15 protein-coding genes are annotated in these 20,107 nt (G+C 44.4%); 7 read left to right on the forward strand and 8 right to left on the reverse strand.

Features of this window, described 5'->3' with window-relative positions; translation table 11 throughout:
• Window positions 1-451: 451 nt before the first annotated feature.
• Window positions 452-2,512 (forward strand): TonB-dependent receptor domain-containing protein, encoded by a 2,061-nt coding sequence (locus ABYU67_RS00375; protein ID WP_372842966.1) that lies wholly within the window; start codon window positions 452-454, stop codon window positions 2,510-2,512.
• A 154-nt stretch (window positions 2,513-2,666) separates the two neighbouring features.
• Window positions 2,667-3,962 carry a PepSY-associated TM helix domain-containing protein gene (locus ABYU67_RS00380; RefSeq protein ID WP_372842968.1) on the forward strand — a complete coding sequence of 432 codons (1,296 nt, stop codon included), beginning with the start codon at window positions 2,667-2,669 and terminating at the stop codon, window positions 3,960-3,962.
• Between the two features lie 15 nt (window positions 3,963-3,977).
• Here the strand turns inward: ABYU67_RS00380 and ABYU67_RS00385 are convergent, their stop codons facing one another.
• The 4 genes from ABYU67_RS00385 to ABYU67_RS00400 all read right to left on the reverse strand — a co-directional run bounded on the left by ABYU67_RS00385 (window position 3,978) and on the right by ABYU67_RS00400 (window position 8,161).
• Window positions 3,978-4,748 carry an ABC transporter ATP-binding protein gene (locus tag ABYU67_RS00385; protein WP_372842969.1) on the reverse strand — a complete coding sequence of 257 codons (771 nt, stop codon included), beginning with the start codon at window positions 4,746-4,748 and terminating at the stop codon, window positions 3,978-3,980.
• Window positions 4,749-4,822: 74 nt separating this feature from the next.
• Entirely contained in the window at window positions 4,823-5,902 is a 1,080-nt protein-coding gene (locus ABYU67_RS00390; protein ID WP_372842970.1) for an iron chelate uptake ABC transporter family permease subunit, read from the reverse strand.
• Window positions 5,903-5,952: 50 nt separating this feature from the next.
• Window positions 5,953-7,038, reverse strand: a complete 1,086-nt coding sequence (locus tag ABYU67_RS00395) for an ABC transporter permease (RefSeq protein WP_372842971.1) — start codon at window positions 7,036-7,038, stop codon at window positions 5,953-5,955.
• Window positions 7,039-7,108: 70 nt separating this feature from the next.
• Complete coding sequence (locus ABYU67_RS00400) at window positions 7,109-8,161, reverse strand: siderophore ABC transporter substrate-binding protein (RefSeq protein WP_372842972.1); 1,053 nt, start codon at window positions 8,159-8,161, stop codon at window positions 7,109-7,111.
• Between the two features lie 339 nt (window positions 8,162-8,500).
• Between ABYU67_RS00400 and ABYU67_RS00405 the strand changes: the two genes are divergently transcribed.
• From ABYU67_RS00405 to ABYU67_RS00415, 3 genes are all read left to right on the forward strand, one after another.
• Complete coding sequence (locus tag ABYU67_RS00405) at window positions 8,501-9,526, forward strand: TonB family protein (protein ID WP_372842973.1); 1,026 nt, start codon at window positions 8,501-8,503, stop codon at window positions 9,524-9,526.
• 120 nt (window positions 9,527-9,646) lie between these two features.
• The gene (locus tag ABYU67_RS00410; protein WP_372842974.1) at window positions 9,647-10,354 is read left to right on the forward strand and encodes a MotA/TolQ/ExbB proton channel family protein; all 708 of its coding nucleotides are present in this window, start codon (window positions 9,647-9,649) and stop codon (window positions 10,352-10,354) included.
• 82 nt (window positions 10,355-10,436) lie between these two features.
• A complete protein-coding gene (locus ABYU67_RS00415; RefSeq protein WP_372842975.1) occupies window positions 10,437-10,838 on the forward strand; it encodes an ExbD/TolR family protein in 402 nt (133 codons plus the stop codon).
• Between the two features lie 195 nt (window positions 10,839-11,033).
• On the opposite strand, the gene ABYU67_RS00420 is transcribed toward ABYU67_RS00415, so the two are convergent.
• Window positions 11,034-11,576 (reverse strand): DUF2799 domain-containing protein, encoded by a 543-nt coding sequence (locus tag ABYU67_RS00420; RefSeq protein ID WP_372842977.1) that lies wholly within the window; start codon window positions 11,574-11,576, stop codon window positions 11,034-11,036.
• Between the two features lie 308 nt (window positions 11,577-11,884).
• Between ABYU67_RS00420 and ABYU67_RS00425 the strand changes: the two genes are divergently transcribed.
• Together ABYU67_RS00425 and topA are read left to right on the forward strand one after the other, a co-directional pair.
• Window positions 11,885-12,478, forward strand: coding sequence for a hypothetical protein (locus tag ABYU67_RS00425; RefSeq protein WP_372842978.1), 594 nt, complete (start codon window positions 11,885-11,887; stop codon window positions 12,476-12,478).
• 282 nt (window positions 12,479-12,760) lie between these two features.
• Window positions 12,761-15,439, forward strand: coding sequence for a type I DNA topoisomerase (gene topA, locus ABYU67_RS00430; protein ID WP_372842979.1), 2,679 nt, complete (start codon window positions 12,761-12,763; stop codon window positions 15,437-15,439).
• 109 nt (window positions 15,440-15,548) lie between these two features.
• Here topA and ABYU67_RS00435 read toward each other — a convergent pair whose 3' ends face one another.
• From ABYU67_RS00435 to lon, 3 genes are all read right to left on the reverse strand, one after another.
• Complete coding sequence (locus ABYU67_RS00435; protein WP_372842980.1) at window positions 15,549-16,106, reverse strand: superoxide dismutase family protein; 558 nt, start codon at window positions 16,104-16,106, stop codon at window positions 15,549-15,551.
• Window positions 16,107-16,247: 141 nt separating this feature from the next.
• A complete protein-coding gene (locus tag ABYU67_RS00440) occupies window positions 16,248-17,402 on the reverse strand; it encodes a hypothetical protein (protein ID WP_372842982.1) in 1,155 nt (384 codons plus the stop codon).
• Between the two features lie 140 nt (window positions 17,403-17,542).
• Window positions 17,543-20,014 carry an endopeptidase La gene (gene lon, locus ABYU67_RS00445; RefSeq protein ID WP_372843119.1) on the reverse strand — a complete coding sequence of 824 codons (2,472 nt, stop codon included), beginning with the start codon at window positions 20,012-20,014 and terminating at the stop codon, window positions 17,543-17,545.
• Window positions 20,015-20,107: the final 93 nt, after the last annotated feature.

Raw genomic sequence — 20,107 nt, forward strand, 5'->3', positions numbered from 1 at the left:
AATGACAAACCTGACTAAATAGTCAACTATCTTAGGGTATATGTAATTGGCAGTATATTGCAATCCTTTTTTTGCCATTACGCGTTTATAAATAATCCTTCAGTCACTAATAACTACCTGCGCATATGACTCGTTATTGTCTAGACACCAATGTATTAAAGGGATTTGTCAGATGTACAGAGACTAATGCCAGCATACAAAGCTACTAACAAAGCCATTAAAAGAAAGTTTCTCAGATTAATTATTGCCAAATTGTTAATACTTCGTTATTATGCCTGTCAATATTTAAACGCTAATCATTATCATTATTATTAATAATGCCATTATTATATAAAGTCTAGTAGCGATTGAGATATTAGGCTTTATAGATAGTGATTTTGGACAAAGATTATTGGTTGTTGCTTCCTTAAACGAGTATTAAAATTTTTATAGTAGATAAAGTGAGTGTGTTATGCGCGAAGTAAAATCATCAAAGCTCTCAAGTCAATTAACCCTGTTGTCTATAGGTGTCGCAGCGGTATTAGGCGCACAGGCTGCACAAGCTGCTACCTCAGCAAATATGCCAAGCACCACCTTACAGACCATCACAGTGACCGCCAATAGCTCGGTACGTGACAAAGCACAAGAAGGTTCTGTCTATACAGAAGACTATACGCCAGCTGCTCAGGCAAGTCATTTGAGTGACTTTTTGGAAGTGGTACCAGGGGTGACAGTGGGTGGTACGTCAACAGTAAATCAGCGTATCCGTGTGCGCGGGCTTGACGATACCAATCTCAAAGTAACGATTGATGGCGCCCGCCAAGAAGGTACGCTGTTTTATCATATGGGTGATGTGACTCTCGACCCTGATTTGTTAAAGCAGTCTGAAGTGGCGGTAGGTAACAATTCAGTGACGCTAGGGAACGATGCTTTGGGCGGCGCAGTTGCTTTTAAAACGGTCGATGCAGCGGACTTGCTAAAATCGGGTCAAAAAATCGGCGCTAAACTGCATACAGGATACGCTAGTAATAATGATGAGCTACTGACATCAGCAACAGTGTTTGCTGCACCAACTGACAATATTGATCTGCTTGCTTATTATGGCAAACGCGATACCAGCTCAGGTGAAGATGGCGAAGGTCGTGAGCTGTTTGAAGACAGTGAAAGTGAGAGTATTCTATTAAAGGCCGGCGCTTATGTTGCCGATGATCATCATTTCGGTGCCAGCTTTAGCCGTACTGAAAAAGAGGGTATTTTCCCATTCCGTCCTGATTTCCCTAGTCGTAATGACGCCCCAATACCACAGCAGGTAAAGCGTGATACGCTCGGGTTGGATTATACTTACAATCCAGCAAGCAAGTTGATTGATGTCGATACCAATATTTATCAAACCAAAACCCGTATTTTGCGCGATTCTGAGTATCTGACAAAACCAGGTTTTGATTTCAATGCTCAGGTGAAAACAACCGGTGCAAAAATACAAAATACCAGCACTATCGACACCACTGTAGGTAGCCACAAACTGATCGCTGGTATTGAGCATTATAAAAAAGAATCTGAGATGGAGCGCGACTTTGTCAAAAAGGGGTCGGATGAAGCCAAAAACACCTCTGTATATTTAGAAGATCAGTGGACAAATGGCAAGCTAACCTTGACGCCTGGCGTGCGTTATGACCGTTATGAGTCGCCAGAGTTTGTAGCTGGTGGCAAAACTTATGACAACGTCGTTGGTGCGCTTGCCGCAAGCTATGAGATTGCCCCGTTAACGCAAGTGTTTGCCAGTTATACCCAGCTGTTTAATGGCCCTGATTTAAGCCAAGCAATTTTTAATTCAGGCGGTGACAACACCTACGTCAATAATGACTTAAAAGCAGAAGAAGGCTCTAATGCCGAGATTGGTATCGTCAAAACCTTGCGCGACCTAACGGTAGCGGGCGATGCACTGCAACTGAGCGGTAAATACTTTGAAACTGATATTGAAAATTTTATCCAGTTTGTGCGTGCAGGTAAAGACAGAGTTGGCTTAGACTGTGCTACTGGACAATCTGGTGGTGCTTGTCAGGGCGCTGTGAATAGTAATGAAGATTTTAAAATTAAAGGTGTTGAGCTCGCTGCTGACTATAAGATGGACAACTTTAGTATGGGTCTAAGCTATGCCCGCGCCCGTAGCAAAGGTGAGAAAACAGGTGATAGCATTCCATCAGTGACTGGCAGTGGGTCAAACTCGGGCGATCGTTACATGGTGAACTTGAACTATGAACCAAATGATGTCGTTGGATTAGGCTGGCGCAGTACTTATATGGCATCAATCACGGACAACAAACAAAACACCAAGCCAAATTATGATGTGCATGATGTGTATATGAACTATTCACCGAGTCAATTTGACAATATAAAAGCCACAGTTGGGGTATATAACATTTTTGATGAGGCTTATGCTAGCCACTCATCTCGCTTAAATACCGCTGATGCTGCTACAACTGACTTTGAACCCGGTCGTAATATCAAAGCCTCATTGACGTATCAGTTCTAAGTCGCTCATGATCGACGAATAATGAATGGATGAATACAGCCAGCTTTCTATAAAGGAGAGCTGGCTTTTTATTGCTCATCTCTTACAAGTTATTATCAATCGAGCCTTGCTGATATTGCTACCCTTTATCTACTTTTATAAAGACTAATAACCCATGACTGCATTTAACCCGCGCCATGCTTGCCTATGGATTCACCGTTATACCGGACTTGCGATGGCAGGTTTTTTAGTTGTTGCCGGAATTACCGGTACGCTGCTGGCATTTCATCATGAGCTTGATGAGGTGTTTAATCACAAGCTGGCTTATATAGACAACCAAGACACATCGCAACTGCCAGTTGCTGTTCTTCATGATGCTGTCATTAGCGCTTATCCAGAGCACAATTTTTCGAGTATGCCAATCTCCGTTGCGCCCAATCGATCGGCAGTATTTACAGTTGATAAAGTGCGAGACAAAAAAGCGAACAAGCAGCCAGCATCTGCTTTTCAAGAAGTCTATGTTAATCCCTATAACGGTCATATCATTGGCACGCGTGATAAAAACGCATGGGCATGGCGCAATACCATATGGAAGGTGTTCTGGTTGCATCGTGAGCTGTTACTTGGGGATATTGGTAAGCTGATACTGGGTATTATTGCTTTGGTTTGGACGCTTAATTGTTTTATTGGCTTTTATTTAACCTTGCCAAGAGCGGTCAAACAGCATCGCCTGCCGCGCCAAGAATCCGCCAAAAAACGCGCGTCTCTACTAAAACGCTGGCTACCGGCGTGGACAATCCGCCGTAAAACCAATACCTTTAAGCTCAATTATGATGTGCATCATGCGTTTGGCTTATGGTTGTGGCTGATACTGTTGGTGATCGCATGGTCGAGTGTCGGTTTTAATTTACAGCAAGTTTATAATCCAATCATGCAAACGCTGGTGGGACTTGAGGGGAAAGAGGATAAGTCTAATAAGAGTGGCAAATCAAGTGCACAGTCTGTGCCAGAGGCTAAGCGCTTTAATAAGGCTGTCTTAATGATTAATAAAGACAATAGTATCGAGTATTTAAGTCAGCAAGCAAATATTGCCGCTCAAAAAAACGGCTTAAACGTAGAGCAATTATTGGGTATTCGCTGGGCTGAGGAAGATAAGCAGTGGCAGATGCGTTTTAAAACCAATGAGGATATTGGTAAAAAAGGCGGTGCATCCTCAATTACCGTCAATGCAAGCGATGGTAGCGTTGAGAAAGTGAATTTTGCTTATCAAAACGCTTCATTTGGCAGTAAGGTTGACCAGTGGTTATCTACCTTACATATGGGGCATATCAGTCATGGGATAGGTCATCTGGCGTATCAGATATTTTTGGCTTTGATTGGCTTAGCCGTTGCTGTCTTGTCTGGGACGGGCGTGTATTTGTGGTACAAGGGTCGGCAGCAACGCTTAAAGTCTTTGCAAAAACTGCAATAACAGCACTTAGTAAAGTTAAACCGTATCGACAATCACCGGACGACCTTGATGATTAAGTACGGTCACATCAACGTTGTAGAGCTCTTTCATGGTCTCTTGGGTAATCACATCGACCGGTTGCCCAATAGCTTGTACTTGACCGTCTTTCATGGTCACCACGGTATCAGCAAATTGCGCCGCTTGATTGATATCGTGAAGGACAATCACTACGGTTTTTTGCTGAGTGTGACTTAATTCGCGAAGCTCTCGCATCAAGCGCCCTGAGTGATACATATCGAGATTGTTTAGCGGCTCATCGAGCAATAAATACGGCGTATCTTGGCAGACAATCATCGCAATCAGCACCCGTTGGCGCTGTCCACCTGATAAAGCAGATAAAAAACGCTCCGCTAATGGCTCAAGCTCAAAGCGCTCGATGATCTCTTTGACCTTTTGCTGATCTGTCGCCGTAGGTCGTCCTTGATGATACGGGTAGCGCCCAAACATCAATAGTTCACGTACCCGCAGCCGACCTTGCACATGATTGTCTTGACTGAGCATGGCCACCGTTGTCGCAAGCATACGCGCGTCACAGCTAACTATGTCTCGTACCTCATGATCGACCGCAAAGCTAATCTGCCCGCTCTGCAAGGATTGCAAGCGTGCCATCAGCGAAAATAAGGTCGATTTCCCCGCGCCGTTAGGACCAATTAAGGCAATGACTTGGGACGGTGGCAGCGATAAAGTGATATCGTGCAAAATCTGCTGCTTACCGATATGATGCGATACGCCCGTTATTTTTATCATAAGTGTTCTTACTTTATTGTTTTGACTTTAACTTAAATATTGTTGAGCTAAGGTTTAATAAATATTTAGAGTTTTTAGCTCGCGCGGCGTTGGCTCATTATTATCAGTGCCAAAAACACCAAGCCGCCTGCCAGCTCAATCACGACGGACAGAACACCTGCCATACCGAGCACTTGCTCAAATATGGTCTGCCCAAGTACCAAGCAAATCATCGCGACTACACTCACTAAAATAAGCCGCTCACTGTGATACATATGACGCGCCATCCGATTGGTCAAGGCGCAGACCAGTAAGCCAAAAAAGGTCACTGGACCAACCAGTGCGGTAGCCGTAGCGACCAATACGGCAATGACAGTTAACAGCCCAAATGCCAAGCGCTGATAATGAATACCGAGGTTGATCGCCTGCGCTTTGCCGAGCATCAGTACATCACACTGAAAACGCCAGCGCCAAATAACGAGTGCACTTACGACACAAATCAACAAGCTAATAGCTAAAAGCTGTGGATTGACGGTATTAAACTGCGCGTAACTGGCCGATTGCACCACCACAAAGTCATCGGGATTAATCAGCCGCGCAATCAGTGCTGATAAGCTGCGGAATAACACACCAAAAATCACGCCCACTAATATCAGCCGCGTTAAATCCTGACTGCTTTTGGAAAATAATACTTTAAATAGCAGTAACGACGCACCAAACATCAAGACGATTTCAAGTGAGAATTTGACCATCGGATTAAGGCTGGTAAAGCTGATCGCCCCCAAAAAGAACACCAATATGCTTTGTAATAATACATACAGCGAGTCAAATCCTAATAAAGAGGGCGTGAGAATAGGATTGTGGGTTAAGGTTTGAAAGAGCAGGGTAGAGACGCCAATCGCGTAGCCTACTACCATTAGCGCCAGTAATTTCTTAGCACGCAGTGGTAAGGCAAAATCCCAATGGCCATTTACATTGACCGTTAAAAATAAAATAGCGGAGATGAATAAGATAAGAGCAGCAACAGATTTAGGATGTTGACTGATAGCTAACCATAGCCTTGTCCAGAATTTTGTCACTGGGTTCAGGTTGGCGACACTGCTATTAGTAGTATTAGCAGTGTCATCGATAGTAGTATCAGTCGTTTGACCAGAGGAAGCAGAAGGTAAAAACATACGCTAATCTTATAAAAGAGAATGGCAAATAAAATACTAATGTAGCGACACTAGCCCTCGGCAGGCGCACGTAATAATAGCCACAAAAACACCACCGTACCGACCACACCAAAGACAGTTGCTACCGGAATCTCAAACGGATAACGGATAGAGCGCCCGATAATATCGCAGAGCAAAACCGCTGATGCGCCCAATAACGCCACCGCTGGCAAGCTGCGTCTGAGCTTATCGCCCATAATGCGACTGACGATATTGGGTACGATTAGACCAATAAAGGGAATCATCCCAACTGTGACCATCACCACGGCACTCATCATAGCAACCATACCAACGCCGATCCCCGTCACATGCCGCTTACTGATACCCAAATTTAAAGCAATATTATCGCCCAAACCGATAATGGTCAGCTTATCGGCAATGATGTAAGCGATAATGCAAAGCACGCCTGTGAACCATAGCAGCTCATACCGTCCTGCCAACACGCTTGAGAAGTCGCCAAATTGCCAAACACTTAGCATCTGTAGCGTCTCTGTTTGATAAGCAATAAAGGTGGTAATGGCATCAATAATCCCGCCAAATACAATACCAATCAGCGGAATCATCAAAAAATCTGTCGGCGGAATACGATGAATCAGCAGCATAAATAGCATCATGCCAAATACCGCAGCGAGTGTTGCTACGCCCATTTTGACAATCAAGGCGCTGGCAGGAAAAAACAGGCTCACTATCAATAAGCCAAGGGCAGCGCTTTGGGTAGCGCCCACCATCGATGGCTCAACGAAGCGGTTTTTGAGCACCACTTGGATAATCATCCCAGCCACCGCCATGGCAATACCAGTCAAAATAATGGCAATGGTACGAGGTAAGCGACTTATCAGCATCAACGAGCTGTCTGAGTTGGCACTATGAGTCATCAGACTTTGCCATATACCCGACCATGAAAAGTCCGCCACGCCAATCGATAAGCTCAATAATACCAATAGCCCCATAATAATGAGGCTAGCAGTATTTATCAGCCACGGTGCGATGGCAGCACGGCGATGATAAGGAGGAGTGCTATTGCTGGTGCTTTGCCAACTTGATACAGCGTCGCCAGTTTTAGCGCTGGCATGAGCACGAGGTGAAAATAACGACATAACGGCTACTGACTTAAAAACAGGGAGCGGCAGCTGACCTTGATAGTCGCTGCCCAAAAAGTAATAGCGTTTATTGAGTGCTAGCAAAGGCGTTTTTAATGGTGGTCAAATCTTGTATCCACTGATAATAACCCCCAAAGGCAAGATAAGAGTCTGGGCTAAGATAGACCACCTGAGATTTCTTCCAAGCGTTGGTTTGCGCGACCAATGGATTGTCCAGCACCGCTTTGGCACCAGCTGTATCTTCACCAATCGCTGCACTACGATCGATGACGAATAGCCAATCTGGATTGGTTTTTTGCAAATATTCAAAGGATACCGGCTGACCGTGGCGCGCGTCTTCAATCTGACCATCAGCCATCGGGATATCTAAAACGGTATGAATAAACCCATAGCGCGACTTATCACCATAAGCAGACAGCTTATTACCATTGACCATGATAACTAAGCCTTTGCCCTTATTTTTCGTGAGGTTTTTAGTGTCGTCAATAAGCGTATCGATATTCCCTTGCAGTTTCGCGGCTTGCGCACTTTTACCAAATAACGCCCCCAAATCATGCAAGCGATGCTTGCTTGAGGTATAAATATTGGCAGTATCGATACTCATATCAAGCGTTGGCGCAATACTTGATAGCGCATCGTATTTTTCTGCCATACGCGAGCCGACCAAGATAGCTTGTGGCTGCATCGCATTTAGCGCCTCAAGGTCTGGCTCAAACACAGTACCTACGGCTTTTGGCTCAGGCTGGGTCTTTGCTTGCAGGTTATCTAATTTTAGGCCGCTTGGCATGCCATCGACAGCGATATCAAGTGCTGCTAAATCTTGCAGTAAAGTCATGTCATAGACCACCAGCGGTGATGGATTCATGGCCAAATCGACATTGCCTTTTACCGTATCGACAGCGACAGTCGCCACAGAAACAGCATCATTATTGGCGACATTTGAGGCATTATCAGCCGTTTGGTTTGCAGTTTTGGCATCCGCTGGCTCAGAATCATGAGATTCAGGTGAGCTACAGCCTGCCAAACTGACAGTCGCAGCGAGTGCGGTGATCACGGCGGTCAATAAAGGACGTTTAAAAACAGCAGTAGCGCTGTGGCTAGAAAATAAGGTAGTAGACATAGGTAACTCGGTATATGACGGGTTTTGGCAGCTTTATGCAATATGCTAGATAAAGGGTTTCATTTAATATTAGATCAAATGAGTCGCTGCTTTATTATAAATGGAACAAATAAGTCAGCCGCCATCATAAAGTAATTGAGACTTATTATCAATAATGAATGATAATGATTTTTATTAAAATATAGTGAAACCATAATAAGGGCATCATAAATGCGTGTACCGAACAAATCTGGCTTAAAAGATTTGCAAAGACTACAGAAATAGTAGAAATTTAATATTGATAATAGTTATCGTTTGCATTATTATCACCCTCATTCTATAACGGTTAGATGCTAGAGTATGATGAGTTCGACAGATTTAGACGCGCCGCCACTTAAGTCAATACTGATAGCTGTCCTAGTCGTGCTAGGGCTGCATGTGTTTACAGCCGTGGCATTGGTGGCGATGAAACCGTCTATACCCAAAACCCCATTACCTAAGCCAATACCGCCTATAGAAATAGAGCTGGTGTCATTACCTGCTGCGCTGCCAAAACAGACAATTGAAGCTGCTAAATCGGTTGAAAAAAACACCCCCAAGGTTGAAGTAGAGAAGACACCGTCGCTACCAAAACCTCAGCCTACCGCAGCTACTAAACCAAAACCAGTCACTGAGACACCAAAAAAACCAGTGCTGCCAAAACAGAAGTCTGAGGTTATAGCGCCAGCTAAGGTAGAAAAACCTGCGCCAGTCGACAAAGAGCACACTGAGTACAAAGAGCACATTGTTCAAGAGTTACCAATAAAGAAACCTATGCAGCAAAACAAGTCTGAACCCAATATTGATAAAGCGATCAACAATCAGCAGGCTAAAGACCAACAGGATGAGCAGCGAAGACTCGTAGCAGCGCAAGCAGAAAAGGCTGCGCAAGAAGCTGCACAGCAAGCTCGAGCACAGCAAGAAGACATTCAAAAAGCCAGTGCCAAAGCGGCGCGTGATGCACAAGCACAGGCAGATGCCAAAGCTGAAAAGGAAGCGGCCCAAAAGGCAGAAGCAGCTGCCCGAGCAAAAGAAGCAGCTGCCAGTAATGAGCCTGTCAACTTTACTGCTAGCAGTGCAAACTGGTCTTCTGCTCCTAATCTTAGCTTTCCTGAGCGCGCCGCTCGCCGTGCCCGTTCAGGCGATACCTTCAATGTAGTGTTGGTATTGAGAGTCAATAAACAGGGCGGCATTGATGATGTGCGCATCGCTCAATCGTCAGGGAATGCCGCATTGGACAAAGAAGCAGCACGGCAAGTGCGTTCTGGTAAATTTAAACCCTTTATGAAAAACGGCGTCCCAGTGGTTGGTAATGTCACCCTACCTGTGACTTACAGCGTGCCATAAAAAGACATAACCTCATATAAGGCATCAATCTTTATACTGTTATCAACACACATATTAGCAATAACAATACGCTTATCCCTCATCAATTGGCAAGTCTTGCAATAATACAAGGAGTCTGACATGGACTTTACAACTTACTGGCAATATAGCGACATGGTAACCAGAACCTTGTTCTTTTTATTGCTCGCCTTATCTATCCTCTCTTGGGTCACGGGTATCATTCGTGTGCTACAAAGCCGAAAATTGGTCACTACGGTTGCCGATGGTTTGAGCCAACAAGTGCAGGCAAAACGCTCGGAATTGAGCATGGTTGATACGGCAACACGGCGCTTGATTACAGAGCAGACGTTACTAAAGCATATTGGTCGTTACCGTTTTGCGAGCGAGCGTGGTTTGTCAATCCTTGGTACAACGGCAGCCATTGCGCCATTTATCGGATTGTTTGGGACGGTTTGGGGTATTTTTCATGCCCTGCATAATATTGGTATGAGCGGACAAGCGGGGCTTGGGCAGGTAGCGGGGCCGGTAGGTGAGGCACTAATCATGACAGGCTTGGGTATCGCTGTGGCGATTCCAGCGGTGGTCTTCTATAACCTCGCCGTACGTATCAATCGTAGCATCATGTATTATGCCAATGACCGCGCCCATGATTTACTGGCACAGTCCACTAATGTCGCAGATACTCAGCACTTATCAGCTCAGCAATCGACAGCAGGCAGCAATTCTAGTGCTACGACAATACAACCTGCCACAGGTATGCGTACAGAGACACAAGGCTTAGAGTCATCTGAGCATTATCATAAGTCAGCATCATCGCAGCTGTCATAATTATTTAATAATAAAACGCTACGCTAAAACCAGTTAAAAGTAACAGGCGACAAAGACTTTAATTAACGGTATTGAGAATATTATGGCATTTCAATTGGGTGATGATAATAGTCAAAGTATGAATGAGATGAACCTCATTCCGCTGATCGATATTATGCTGGTATTGATGATTATCTTTTTATTGACGGCGACGGTACTAAACCCAACGGTGCCATTAGATTTACCAAAAACCAGTGCCGCATTGAATGACATGCCGCCTGAGGTGATCCAAATCAGCATTGATAAAGATGCAGGGATATTTTGGGACAGTGATCCTATTAGTCTGGAGGCGTTAGAGGTGCGTCTGCAGGAGCAAAGCGCTTCAGGCAAAGACCCTTCTGTACAGCTGCGGGCTGATAAAGACAGTAAATATGATACGGTCGCCCAAGTATTGGCGGCGGCCAGTCAAGCAGGACTTAGCAAGATAGCTTTTGTTAATGAATGAGTATTAAAACCATAAACCTACTAAAAATATCAGTAGGCTTATGAGTAGAAAAATCAGCAGAATAATAACAAGAATCATTAAAATAATAAACTTTCTCTCCGGCCTCACAAGGTATCCTTGTGAGGTTTCCTTTATTATATTGGCTTGTTTTAAAATAAAAACATACCGATGTAGCTAGGATTTTATATCAAGTATTTACCAACCATAACCAAACGGGCGATAGCCATAACTGAAGGGTCTAGGGCCATAACCAAAGGGATAGGGCGAACGCAAGTAATCAAGATCACGCTGACGGATATAATAGTAGCGTCCTTGGGCGTAAGCTTCCTCTAACTTTTCAATCCCTTCAAGCGGACAGACAGGCTGCCAATCATAGCCTTCACGGCCCCGCTTATAAGCATTTAACTCAGTACAGTAGTTTTTTAGCCCTAGCTGGCGACCTTGTTCCCATTGAATCCGGTTTGGCATGGGAGCGCCAGCCTTTGCACAGCTATTGGCATAATGCCCAAAGTAGTCACCTGAGCGACCATTGATGCCATCAGCATAGCCAACTTCTTGCCAGTTACTACTTTGGCATTGCTGCGGCGTCAGGTTTTTTTGAGTGGTTGCACAGCCTGACAAGGCAAATAAGGCAATACCTGTTAGCGTGAGTGCAACACGTGATTTACTCATCAGTGAAGTAGCTGATTTTTGAGTCACATCAGCACTCGATGAGTTTCGCTTGATAAGATTATTCATAATAAACCTGCGCGCGTTTAAAATTATGGTTTATCATAGCACCTTTTTACAGGCGCGACTTTTTGTATCTTGTTATTGGATAAGGTGTTTTTTAGGCTAAGTATTTGATATAGCATTACAAATATCAGCTGCTTTAGAGGTGAGCTTTGCTTCACCTTTGATACTAGAAAATCTACTGAAGGGTAATTTATTAGCGTGGCTCTCTATCATTGTTGATTATTGAGGGCTTATACTGATAAATACAGCCAATCAGATATAACAATAAGCGCTGTTATGAGCGAATTTACTAGCTAAAAGGTCAGATTGTCATGGGTATGTGGATTGCTATTGTCATTGTACTATTTGTATTAGGGAGTATGATGGCGCTCAAACCAAGTGCTATTGATCAGCGTTTAGATAAGCTGCGTATGTCCGCGCGCCGCTTGCAGCTCAATCCAAAGCTGGTGACGTGTCCTGATTGGATTAAGGGTAAGGATAACGAGTATGGCCGTGGCATGATAGGTCAGTACTGCTTAATACTAGACGATATCAATCTGCCGTTTACCCGCTATCAAGTGATTGAGGGACAGTGGCGACCTGATAGCAGTTTTGTCGATACTGCTACAGAGGATAATAAGCTTATCGTGCCAACGGCTATACGCGGCAATCAAGCTTCGGCTGCTACGAGTGTTAAAAAGATCAATGACAGTTTGGATAAGGTAGTACTTGATTTGCCAGTCAGTATTGAACCCCATGTAAAAGGGTTATTGACCAAAGCCAATAGCATTGTGATTTATTGGGAGGATATCGCTTATGTACGCCCTGCGACCAATCCCACTTATCAGCAAAAGCTGATTGAGAGCGACTTATTAACGCTCAAAGAAAAGCTTGAAGCATGGGCGCTACAGGTGCAAAAAGGCTGATAAAAACCGCGATAAGGTAGCAAATTGTTTTTTCGTCTCCATAAACGGACGATATGCAAGTACTTTTGGCAGACGCTCAGTCATTTTCAGTTGACATTTTAAGCCTTAGCAGTGTAACGTCTTTATAACTAAAACCTTTCGTTATGGTTATTGTTTGTTTTATAACCGATTTTACTAGCAGCCATTATTACAATAATTTGCCACGGCCTGATAGCCAAACCTATAAATGGCATGCTGCTAGACAACTTTTATTTTAATTTACTTATTATGGTGTCGTCACATATGACAAAACCCACAACCAAAAAAAGCGCGGTGCCCGCAGCTGACAAAGCCAAAGCCAGTCCAAAAGGCAAGTCTTTGGTGATTGTTGAATCACCCGCCAAAGCAAAAACCATCAATAAATATTTGGGTGATGATTTTATCGTACGCTCAAGTATCGGTCATGTCCGAGACTTGCCCGTTGGCGCGAGCAAAAGCGCAAAGAAGCTCGTGGCGAGCAAAAAAGATGACAGTCTGAGTAAAGAAGAAAAGACCCAGCAAGCACTGGTCCGTCGTATGGGCGTTGACCCTGAGCACGATTGGGCGGCAGTCTATGAAGTATTGCCAAACAAAACCAAGGTGATAAAAGAGCTTAAAGCCTTAGCCAAAGACGCTGACAAAATCTATCTTGCAACGGATATGGATAGAGAGGGAGAGGCGATTGCTTGGCATCTAAAAGAGGTCATCGGCGGTCCAGACAGTAAATATGAGCGCGTGGTCTTTAATGAGATTACCAAGTCTGCCATTCAAAATGCCTTTAAGCAGCCATCGAAGCTCGATATCGACCGCGTAAACGCTCAGCAAGCGCGTCGCTTTTTAGATCGCGTCGTGGGCTTTATGGTATCGCCATTATTGTGGCAAAAAGTCGCGCGTGGTCTGTCAGCAGGTCGTGTGCAATCAGTTGCGATGCGCTTGGTCGTTGAACGTGAGCATGAAATTCGCGCCTTTATCCCAGAAGAATATTGGCAGATTCATGCCGATACCCATGTTGCTGATAGCAAAGCCAAAAAAGCGGCAGACGCTGAGCAATTGGCGATTCGCTTAGAAGCTATCAAGCAAGGCGGCAAAACGCTAAAGCTTGTCAATAAAGAGCAGACCGATAAAGTCTTAGCAGTGCTTAACTCAAGTGACTTTATCGTTAAAGAGCGTGAAGAAAAGCCAACGCAGTCACGTCCAAGTGCGCCTTTTATCACCTCGACGTTGCAGCAAGCGGCCAGCACACGCTTAGGGTTTTCGGTTAAGAAAACCATGATTTTGGCGCAGCGTCTTTATGAAGCCGGTCACATCACCTATATGCGTACCGACTCGACCTTTTTATCAGGGGACGCGCTTGCTGCTGTACGCGGCTATATCGAAGACAGCTATGGTGAGAAGTACGTACCAGAAAAGCCAAATTTTTATGGCAATAAACAGGGCGCACAAGAGGCGCACGAGGCGATTCGACCGTCTAACGTCCATATGAAGTCATCTCAGTTAAAAGCTGTCGAACGTGATGCCATACGTTTATATGAGCTGATTTGGCGTCAGTTTGTTGCCTGTCAGATGTTGCCAGCAAAATATCTATCAGTGAACCTGTTTGTGGCTGCGGATGATGTCGAGCTAAAAGCGCGCGGGCGTACCTTGGTGTTTGATGGCTATACCAAAGTCATGCCACCAGCCAAGACTGACGACACCTTATTACCAGATGTCAAAAAAGGTGACAAGTTAACACTAGATAAGCTTGATCCGAGTCAGCATTTTACCAAGCCGCCACCGCGCTATACTGAAGCAAGCTTGGTCAAAGAGCTTGAGAAAAAAGGTATCGGTCGTCCGTCGACCTATGCTTCTATTATCTCGACCATTCAAGATCGTGGTTATGTGAAGCTTGAAAACAAACGCTTGTTTGCGGAAAAAATGGGCGATATCGTCACCGATAGATTGACCGCCAGTTTTCCTGACTTGATGGATTATACCTTTACCGCCGCGCTGGAAGACAAGCTTGATCATGTCGCTGAAGGAGATACAGACTGGAAGGATGTGCTCGATAATTTCTATGGAGATTTTAAGACCACACTTGATCGTGCCAAAGAAAAAGACGGCATGCGTCCAAATGACCCAACTGATGTGCCAGATGTGCATTGCGACCTCTGTGACCGTCCGATGCAGCTGCGTACCGGTTCTACGGGAGTATTCTTAGGTTGTACCGGTTATAACTTACCGCCAAAAGAGCGCTGTAAAGGCACTAAGAACTTAATGCCAGTCGAAGCCTTTGCCAATCTTGATGATAGCGACAGCGATGATGAGGCGGCGGAAGTTCGAGACTTGATGGAGAAAAAACGTTGCCCGAAATGTGGTACGGCAATGAATGGTTATATCGTTGATGGCGGTCTAAAGCTGCATGTCTGCGGTAACAACCCTGATTGTGATGGCTACGTCTTAGAAGAAGGTAAGTTTGAAGTACCTGGTTCTGACTCGCCAACCATTGATTGTAATAAGTGCGATGGGCAGATGGAGCTAAAGACGGGTCGCTTTGGTCCTTATTTTGCTTGTCAGCAATGTGATAATACCCGTAAAGTCTTAAAGACGGGTGAGGCAGCGCCGCCGCGTATGGATCCTATCCATTTGCCGGAGCTAAAATCTGTCAAGCATGATGATTACTTTATCCTGCGTGAAGGCGCAGCTGGCATGTTCTTAGCCGCGTCTAAGTTCCCAAAAGTACGCGAGACGCGTCCGCCAAAGCTTGCTGAGCTGCGCGAGATTAAAGATAAAATGGAAGATAAGTTCCAGTATTTGTTTGAAGGACCAGATGAAGATCCGGATGGCAATCCAACCATTCTGCGTTGGTCACGTAAGAAAAAAGAGCAGTATATCGGCTCTGAGAAAAACGGCAAAGCTACGCGTTGGGGTCTGTACTGGCGTAAAGGTGAGTGGGTAGAGGAGTAAGTCTTGTCTACCTTTGAGCCAAAATGAGTTTTAAAACAAAAAAACCTCTTAGAGACTCTAAGAGGTTTTTTTATGGCTTAACATCGAAGATCTGATTATAGATAATGGATTATCTTTTTTCGATAATACCGCAAGCGACGCGATCACCGGCGTTACCAGCGGGCTGGCTGGTATAGTCATCAACACCGCCATGTACGATAAAAGCCAAACGGTTAACGCTGTACTTACCAGCATCAGCGGCAGAGATTTTCTTATTTACATAGTTAATGGTTGCGACGCCATCGGCATTTGCTGTTAGATTGGGCAGGTCGCCTGCATGACCATTCATGTCATCTGGGTTTGAGTGGGGCTTATTGTCAGGATTAAAGTGACCCCCTGCGGCTTTACCCATATTGCCACAGCTGCCAGTTTCATGGATATGTAGCGAGACAGTTTGACCTGGCTGTAGATTCATCAGTTTACCGTAAACCTGTACACCACCATCAACAGGGCGTAAAAACATTTGACCGACCTCATTTTTTTCACCAGTGACGGCATGAATAGTCGACTTTAAAACAGGTTGGTTTAAAGGATTGCCAGTCTGCATCTGACCTTCTACCGTTTGGCAACCTGTTATCGCTAGAGCAGAACCACACAGTAGCGCGCTTGCAAGCATTATTTTATTCATTATTATCTCCATTTTAATTTTGTATTTATGACGTGATCTCTTATTTGCTTAATTAGTATAGCTAGGCACTTAAACAAGTTATTCATCAAATGCGCAACAATCGGTTAATAAATGTAAGTATCGGATGGGTAGGAGATTTATTTACGGTGTTGTCTTTGCTTCGTTTTGCCAAACTAAGGTTTCGCCTGTTGCCATCTTTTGCAATAGGTTATAGCGAGGCATATCAGTCTGATTGTCTGATTTTGGCGATATCGGTTGTGAGGGTTGTAAGCTTAAACTAAGAGTGCTTTTGCTATTACTGATAAGTTTAGAGAGCTCGCTCTCAATTCTATTACCTGTCTCGCCGCAACCCATAAGTGTTTGTGGTCCTGAACCGACTAATAAAGTATGGTCTTTCATAAAAATAAAAGGACCGCCAACACCATTGCAGCTAGAGCTGAAAAACGCATATTGACTATTATCATACCCTCTAAATTTTAATGATACTGGAAAATCTGGATGATAAAAATCACCAATAGGCTGGCGAGATATTACCTGCCCTTTGTCATTGATAGTATTACGAACAGCGCTAACCAGTTGCCAGTCATAGCGCTCTAACAAGGCTTTATTAATAGGCAGTCCAGTCGGTTCTTTAAATGTCCTAACCGTACCATCAAATGTTAATGTATTTCCATTTTCGATTTTAACAACCAAGTTTTTCGATGCCATCTGAGTATTAACGAGATTGCTTTTTGCGACTGGTAATAGCTCAATATCTAATTGCATAGTGCTACTGTTATCAGGAAATAATGCTTTGATATTTGTATTATTTGTTTCATTTTCAGGAGCGTTTTTGCAGTTTGAGGGTTTTTCATTTAGCCTGCTACCATACTTAAAAGGCGGTGCAGACATCCATATGAATTTGATAGCAAAATGTTGGCAGCCTTGAGATAAGTTCAGTGAACTGGGCGCGATTTCTAAAGTAATCGGTGTATCAGTGCTAATATTAATGGCGTTACTTTTCTTATTTTTAATATTTGTTAACTGCCAATGATAATTACTTGCCCATTGCAGCGTCGTAGCTTCAGAAACTCTTTCATTAGCTACCACTACGATCTTTTCTTCTAGCTTTTCAGTTTTTACAATGGACTGATATGATATTGGATCAGAAGTGCTAGAGCCAGTCACTATTGAGTTAGCAGGTATATAGTTATCCTTTGCAATATTAGATTGACAGCCTACTAGCCCTATTGGAAAAGAGATAGCGAGCAACAAGGATAAGGTTGAGCGGTTAAAAACCAAGAATTTTGCGATCATTGTTATTACTAAATAAACATTTGTCTAAAATATAGCATAGAGGTTGATTTGGATTGTTGTTTATTCATGCCAAAAAAAGCCACCCTTCATTACGAAGAGTGGCTCTTTAATTTATAAGATTAGATTAGTAACTAATCAGATTAGTTGTGTAGCGCTTTGCCTTTGGTCTTATCAACCGTTACTTTGGCAGGTTTTAGTGGCACTGGCATACTGACCAAGGCTACCTTTAATATCTCGTCAATCGTCGCAACAGGCTGAATGGTCAAGCCCTCTTTGACGTTATCAGGGATATCGGCTAGATCACGTTCGTTGGTATCTGGAATCAAGACATGCTTGATCCCGCCGCGATGCGCAGCAAGTAGCTTCTCTTTTAGGCCACCGATGCGTAGGATTTTACCGCGTAAGGTAATCTCGCCTGTCATCGCAATATCTGGACGAATGGCAATGCCAGTTAAGGCAGAGACCAGTGCTGTCGTGAGCGCACCACCAGCAGATGGACCGTCTTTTGGCGTCGCACCTTCTGGCATATGCACGTGGACATCAGTGGTCTTAAAAGTCTCGTAGTCAATTCCTAAGCTATCGCCGCGAGCACGTACCACACTCATGGCAGCGCGAATAGACTCTTTCATCACATCGCCAAGTGAACCGGTAAAGATAAGCTCGCCTTTACCTTTCATCGCCACCGCTTCGATGGTTAATAGCTCGCCACCGACTTGAGTCCACGCAAGCCCAGTAATACGTCCAATCTCAGGTTCTTCTTCTGCCAACCCAAAGTCATACTGATGCACGCCTAGATAGTCATCGATGTTTTTGTCATCGACTACCACCAGCTGGCGTTCTGCTTTTTTTGGTGCGCGGGTGCCATGCGTTTCGACCGAACCACGAACTACTTTGCGGCAGATTTTATTAACTTCACGCTCAAGGTTACGCACACCAGCTTCACGGGTATAGCTACGCACGATGCTATGCAGCGCTGCTTCAACAATCTCAATTTCGCCTTCTTTGAGACCATTATTTTTAATGGCTTTTGGCACCAGATACTTCTGCGCGATGTTGACCTTTTCTGCTTCGGTATAACCTGGTAAACGAATCACTTCCATACGGTCAAGCAGGGCAGCTGGAATATCCATGCTGTTAGCGGTACAGATAAACATCACTTGCGACAAGTCCAAGTCCATATCTAAATAATGGTCATTAAACGTATCGTTCTGTGACGGATCTAATACTTCAAGCAAGGCTGACGCTGGATCACCGCGGAAGTCTTGCGCCATCTTATCGATTTCATCTAATAAAAATAGTGGGTTTTTGACTTCTACTTTGGCCAACGACTGCACAATTTTACCCGGCATCGCGCCGATATAAGTACGGCGATGACCACGAATCTCAGCTTCATCACGGACACCGCCAAGTGCCATACGCACAAACTTACGACCCGTTGCGCGTGCAATCGACTCGCCCAATGAAGTTTTACCGACACCTGGAGGACCGACTAGGCACAGAATAGGTCCGCGCAGCTTTTTCACCCGCGACTGTACGGCGAGGTATTCTAAGATGCGGTCTTTGACATCTTGTAAGCCATAATGGTCTTCATCTAAAACCGTTTTAGCTTTGTCTAAATTGATAGAAACTTTGGTCGTCGCGTTCCACGGCGTGTCCAAAATCCATTCAATATAATTACGTACCACTGAAGACTCTGATGAGGCAGGTGGCATCATTTTGAGCTTTTTCATCTCTTGTTCAGCTTTTTTGCGCACATCTTCCGGCAAATCAGCTTCATCTAGACGCTGCTCAAGCTCAGCCACATCATCTTCACCATCGAATGCACCGTCATTCATATCTGACAGCTCATTCTTAATGGCTTTCATCTTCTCATTTAAGAAGTATTCGCGCTGATTGTCTTCCATTTGCTGACGGACAGCTTCTTGGATATCTTGTTCGATATTTTGCTCAGCACTTTGCTTAACCAGATATTCAGTCAAGGTGTTGATATGGGTTTTGACGTCATCGTTTTCCAAAAATGACTGTTTGATATCCAGATCCATTGACACACGGGTCGAGATAAAATAAACCAGCTCAAGCAAATCATCGATACGTTTTGCCACACGTGTCAGCTCACGGGCATTACGCAAGCGCGCATCTGCATAGCTCTCAAACAGTGTGGTTAAAGCGGTGATGGTGTTTTTTTGCTGACTCTCATCCATACTGACATCAAGGTCAGCACGCTCAAATTTTGCCATCAACAAGTCATCATGGCTCTCAATCGAATCTACGCGCGCGCGATATTGACCTTCAATCAATACTTTGATGCAATTCTCATCGCTGTCATGCGGCATGGTGCTGACGATGCGGCACACCGTACCATATTGATATAAATTGTCATGATCAATATCTTCAGTCAGCGAATCTTTTTGGGCAACGACCAGTACTTTATTGCCATACTCAGCTTGCGCCAATTCAACGGCTTTGACCGATGGCTCACGACCGACGAACAAGGCAATTTGCATATGTGGATAAACGACAACATCACGCAAAGCCAATAACGGCAGATAATCTTCAGAGCCGTCATTTTGAATGGTAGTGTCTTCATTATCGTTTTTAGCATCATGAGACATCGATTTTGATACAGCATCAGCTGTCATGTCCTGCTCATGATCGCCAGTAACAGTCGCTGATACGTCGACATCGATGTCGATATTGTCTTGGGC

The organism is Psychrobacter sp., assembly GCF_041554015.1.
GTDB lineage: Bacteria > Pseudomonadota > Gammaproteobacteria > Pseudomonadales > Moraxellaceae > Psychrobacter.

What these genes read in the sequence shown, in the direction of transcription:
- lon (WP_372843119.1), bottom strand. Translation starts at nt 20,014, where the DNA reads ATGTCTCATGATGCTAAAAACGATAATGAAGACACTACCATTCAAAAT.
- ABYU67_RS00415 (WP_372842975.1), top strand. Translation starts at nt 10,437, where the DNA reads ATGGCATTTCAATTGGGTGATGATAATAGTCAAAGTATGAATGAGATG.
- ABYU67_RS00410 (WP_372842974.1), top strand. Translation starts at nt 9,647, where the DNA reads ATGGACTTTACAACTTACTGGCAATATAGCGACATGGTAACCAGAACC.
- ABYU67_RS00420 (WP_372842977.1), bottom strand. Translation starts at nt 11,576, where the DNA reads ATGAATAATCTTATCAAGCGAAACTCATCGAGTGCTGATGTGACTCAA.
- ABYU67_RS00395 (WP_372842971.1), bottom strand. Translation starts at nt 7,038, where the DNA reads ATGTCGTTATTTTCACCTCGTGCTCATGCCAGCGCTAAAACTGGCGAC.
- ABYU67_RS00435 (WP_372842980.1), bottom strand. Translation starts at nt 16,106, where the DNA reads ATGAATAAAATAATGCTTGCAAGCGCGCTACTGTGTGGTTCTGCTCTA.
- ABYU67_RS00405 (WP_372842973.1), top strand. Translation starts at nt 8,501, where the DNA reads ATGATGAGTTCGACAGATTTAGACGCGCCGCCACTTAAGTCAATACTG.
- ABYU67_RS00385 (WP_372842969.1), bottom strand. Translation starts at nt 4,748, where the DNA reads ATGATAAAAATAACGGGCGTATCGCATCATATCGGTAAGCAGCAGATT.
- ABYU67_RS00375 (WP_372842966.1), top strand. Translation starts at nt 452, where the DNA reads ATGCGCGAAGTAAAATCATCAAAGCTCTCAAGTCAATTAACCCTGTTG.
- ABYU67_RS00380 (WP_372842968.1), top strand. Translation starts at nt 2,667, where the DNA reads ATGACTGCATTTAACCCGCGCCATGCTTGCCTATGGATTCACCGTTAT.
- ABYU67_RS00390 (WP_372842970.1), bottom strand. Translation starts at nt 5,902, where the DNA reads ATGTTTTTACCTTCTGCTTCCTCTGGTCAAACGACTGATACTACTATC.
- topA (WP_372842979.1), top strand. Translation starts at nt 12,761, where the DNA reads ATGACAAAACCCACAACCAAAAAAAGCGCGGTGCCCGCAGCTGACAAA.
- ABYU67_RS00400 (WP_372842972.1), bottom strand. Translation starts at nt 8,161, where the DNA reads ATGTCTACTACCTTATTTTCTAGCCACAGCGCTACTGCTGTTTTTAAA.
- ABYU67_RS00425 (WP_372842978.1), top strand. Translation starts at nt 11,885, where the DNA reads ATGGGTATGTGGATTGCTATTGTCATTGTACTATTTGTATTAGGGAGT.
- ABYU67_RS00440 (WP_372842982.1), bottom strand. Translation starts at nt 17,402, where the DNA reads ATGATCGCAAAATTCTTGGTTTTTAACCGCTCAACCTTATCCTTGTTG.